The 3,323-nt window shown below is 72.3% G+C and carries 6 protein-coding genes; 4 read left to right on the forward strand and 2 right to left on the reverse strand.

Annotated features, from left to right (window positions below):
• The coding region (locus EBO15_RS42960; RefSeq protein WP_147481925.1) for a GntR family transcriptional regulator at positions 1–294 on the reverse strand (294 nt) is incomplete at its 3' end.
• 86 nt (positions 295–380) lie between these two features.
• Between EBO15_RS42960 and EBO15_RS42965 the strand changes: the two genes are divergently transcribed.
• Entirely contained in the window at positions 381–1,265 is an 885-nt protein-coding gene (locus EBO15_RS42965; protein ID WP_122200166.1) for an NAD-dependent epimerase/dehydratase family protein, read from the forward strand.
• 54 nt (positions 1,266–1,319) lie between these two features.
• Here EBO15_RS42965 and EBO15_RS42970 read toward each other — a convergent pair whose 3' ends face one another.
• Positions 1,320–1,889, reverse strand: coding sequence for a hypothetical protein (locus EBO15_RS42970; protein ID WP_147481926.1), 570 nt, complete (start codon positions 1,887–1,889; stop codon positions 1,320–1,322).
• 378 nt (positions 1,890–2,267) lie between these two features.
• On the opposite strand from EBO15_RS42970, the gene EBO15_RS42975 reads away from it, so the two are divergent.
• The 3 genes from EBO15_RS42975 to EBO15_RS42985 form a co-directional block, all read left to right on the forward strand.
• Positions 2,268–2,645, forward strand: coding sequence for a hypothetical protein (locus tag EBO15_RS42975; protein ID WP_147481927.1), 378 nt, complete (start codon positions 2,268–2,270; stop codon positions 2,643–2,645).
• Positions 2,646–2,770: 125 nt separating this feature from the next.
• The gene (locus EBO15_RS42980) at positions 2,771–3,049 is read left to right on the forward strand and encodes a WhiB family transcriptional regulator (protein WP_117359259.1); all 279 of its coding nucleotides are present in this window, start codon (positions 2,771–2,773) and stop codon (positions 3,047–3,049) included.
• A gap of 91 nt (positions 3,050–3,140) precedes the next feature.
• Positions 3,141–3,323: hypothetical protein (locus EBO15_RS42985; protein WP_147481928.1), on the forward strand; the 183-nt coding region annotated here is incomplete at its 3' end.

Raw genomic sequence — 3,323 nt, forward strand, 5'->3', positions numbered from 1 at the left:
GGCGCCCGCGGCGACGCGCGTGCCGGACCCGGACCGCGCGGTCAGCCAGCCCTCGGCGACGAGCTGCTCGTACGCCCCGGCCACGGTGCCCCGGGACAGGCCGAGCTGTGTGGCGAGGTCGCGGCTCGACGGCAGCCGGACGCCGGCGGCGAGCCTGCCCTCGCGGATGGCGGCGCGCAGCGAATCCTCCACCGCCCGGCGCCGTCCGCCGCGCCTCGGGACCTCCAGGAGCAGCTCCGGCCCGGCCGGAAAGGCGGCGGGGGAAGGCGCGGATCGGCCCAATGTCTCGGTCATCGAATGGCCCATCGTAGGCGGTCGTTCGGTCCCTAACGTGGCCGGTGCCATTCGGTGACCTTGATGGAGATCGTAAGGAGCTTGTCGTGCGTATTCTCGTCGCCGACGCCACCGGCGCCGTGGGCCGTCTCATGGTTCCGCTGCTGGTCGAGGCCGGGCACGAGGTGACCGGCCTCGTTCGCACGGACGGGCTGCGCGACCTGCTGCGGACCTTCGGTGCGTCCGCCGTGCGCGGGGACGCCCTTGACGCGGACGGTGTGCGCGCCGCGGTCGCGGCCGTCGCGCCGGACGTGGTGATCCACCAGCTCACGGCCCTGGCCAGGGGCGGCCCGGCCGACAACGGGCGGATCCGGCGCGAGGGCACCCGCGTCCTCGTCGACGCCGCCCGGCGGGCCGGGGTCGGGCGGATCATCGCGCAGTCGGTCGCCTGGGCGTACGAGCCGGGCGACGGTCCCGCGACCGAGGACACGCCCCTGGACGTGACCGCGCCGCGGCCGCGGGCGAGCCTGGTGGGCGGGGTCACGGCCCTGGAGGAGGCGGTCGCCGAGGTGGAGGAGCACGTCGTCCTGCGGTACGGCGTCCTCTACGGTCCGGGGACCTGGTACACGCCGGGCGGCCTGGTCGGCGAGCGTCTCGCGGGGCGCGCGGAGGACGATCCCGCCGCCGTCTTCCTCGGCCCGCTCCAGGCGGACGACGGCGTCTCCTCGTTCGTCCACGTCGAGGACGCGGCCCGCGCCGCCGTCGCCGCTCTCGACTGGCCGAGCGGCGTCGTCAACATCGTGGACGACACGCCCGCACGTGCGCGCGAGTGGCTCCCGGTGCTGGCACGGGCGCTCGGCGTGCCGGCACCTTCCGCTCGGCACGGCCGGGAGGGCTGGGAGCGAGGCGCCTCCAACGCCCGCGCGCGCGGTGAGCTGGGTTGGTGTCCGGCACACCCGAGCTGGCGAACCGGTTTCCCCGCCATGAGATAGCAGAGGCGAGAAAGCGCCGGTCAGGGAGCCGCCTCCTCAAGGAGGCGAGCCGCGTCAGCGGGACCCGAGGGCCGCGAAGTCCTTGAACAGGGGATCGTAGGTCGACACGTAGACCCCGTGGGCGTCGTCGTGCCGGCACTGCAGCTGGAAGTCGGGGACGGTGCGCCTCGCGGCGGTGCGGAACCGTTCGACGAGCCGCTCGTTCGACGGCGGGACGATGCCGAGCCCGGCGAGGAGGACGAGGAGTTCGGCGCGGTACTCGGGGAGTTCCGGGTGGTCCTCGCCGAGCGACTCCTCGCCCTCCTCGATGGACCAGCCGTGGCCGAGGTCGCGCCAGTACGGCAGGGCGGCGATGAGCGTGACGGCCTGGGTGAGGTCCGCGGCCATCAGCGCCCCGTTCCCCTCGGAGTCGCCGTAGAGGACGGGGCCGTCCGCGCCGCCGCAGAGGAAGTACGTGCCGCCCGCGTCGTCGCCCGCGACGGGGGTCAGGGACATGCCGGACGCGAGGAACACGTCCTCGACCGGCTCGCGCCTGCCGATGTCGAAGTCGCCCGGCCAGACGAGCAGGTCGGCGAGGGTCTCGTCGCTCTCGATCCGCCGGAGCAGGGCCTCATTCTCGGACATGACGGACATCTTGCCCTGCTCCGCCGGAACGGCGGGACAAGATCGAAAGAATGCGCGAATTGTACATTGATGTCCGGAATTGCTGGGGAGGGTGTCGGTACGGACCCGGCGCGGCAGGGGGTTCTCACCGTCCGGGAGTGGCCGCGCCTCTGATCGTCGGCGGTGCCCGCGAGTACCCTGAGCACAGCGACGGGCGTTCGCTCCGACGCGCGGGACGCGGTGGAGGTTCCGGTGAGACGGGCCACAAAACCGCAGGTCAAAAATATCTTGCTGATTTCCCGCGGAGCGCCGTACGCTCGCTGTGAACATTCGGCAGTCGAACGACTGGATCTTGGTCCGGCGGTCGGCACGAGAACCAGGAAGGTGGTGTGTGGTCCGGTGAAGAACACGAACTCATTGAGCATGTGGCAGCGCGGGACTGTGCCCTGCCCGGCGTTCTCGGCCGCCTATGCCGGCGCCACCGCCCTCCCCGTCCGCACCGGAGTTCTCGGTGACGTGGCGAAATACGGCGGCGGTGTCAAGCGGACGATCGAGCTGATCGTGACCGATCTCGAGGGCTTCGGCCTGTTCGGGGCCGGGCTGCGACCGCTCGGTCTGATGCAGCAGGTGTCCCGTGACGAGCAGGGGCGCAGTGTCTTCGCAGCCGAACTCGCGGAAGGCGCACAGCGCACCGCTCCGGCAACGACCCACGTGAACGTCACCTCCCCGGAGGGCGACGAGTCGGGTCCGTACTCCCGGAGGCGACGACCGGTCTAGAACCAGACCGGCGAGCCCCCGGGCCGCGGATTCCGACACCGGAATCCGCGGCCTTTCTCTTTGTCCAGACAGACCCGACGACACGAACCCGTTGAGATCCAACGAGAGGAACAAGGGTGACCGTGATGCAGGGGGCTCTCGCGATGAGCGACGAGGACCTGACTCTGCCCTGCCGGACCGACCCGGAGCTCTTCTTCGCCGAGGCACCCGCCGACGTCGAGCTCGCCAAGGCGCTCTGCCTGGAGTGCCCGCTCCGCCGCGAATGCCTCGCCGGAGCGCTGGAGCGCAAGGAGCCCTGGGGGGTGTGGGGAGGCGAGCTGTTCGTCCGCGGCGTCGTCGTCCCGCGCAAGCGGCCGCGCGGCCGTCCCCGGAAGCACCCGCTTCCCGACCAGGTGACCGCGTGACCCGGCGATGACCACGATCCCGTCCGTTCACATCGAGGCACAGGGCGGCGCGACCGTCGCGTCGCGCCGCCCCGTCCCCCAGGAGTCGAAGATGAACTTGCTCAGCCAGGACCTTTCGCGTGAGCGAATACCGTCCCGGATCGACGCGGCCGGCACCGTGGTCCCGAGCGTGGACCCGGCGGGCGCCGCGGAGCTCCGGGCGGCCCGGGTGCGGGCGATGCGCCGGGCCAAGCGCCAGGCGCGGTTCCGCGCCGCGCGCGTGAGCCGGGCCCTG

The sequence above is a fragment of the Actinomadura harenae genome, from assembly GCF_003696215.1.
Taxonomy (GTDB): Bacteria; Actinomycetota; Actinomycetes; order Streptosporangiales; family Streptosporangiaceae; genus Spirillospora; species Spirillospora harenae.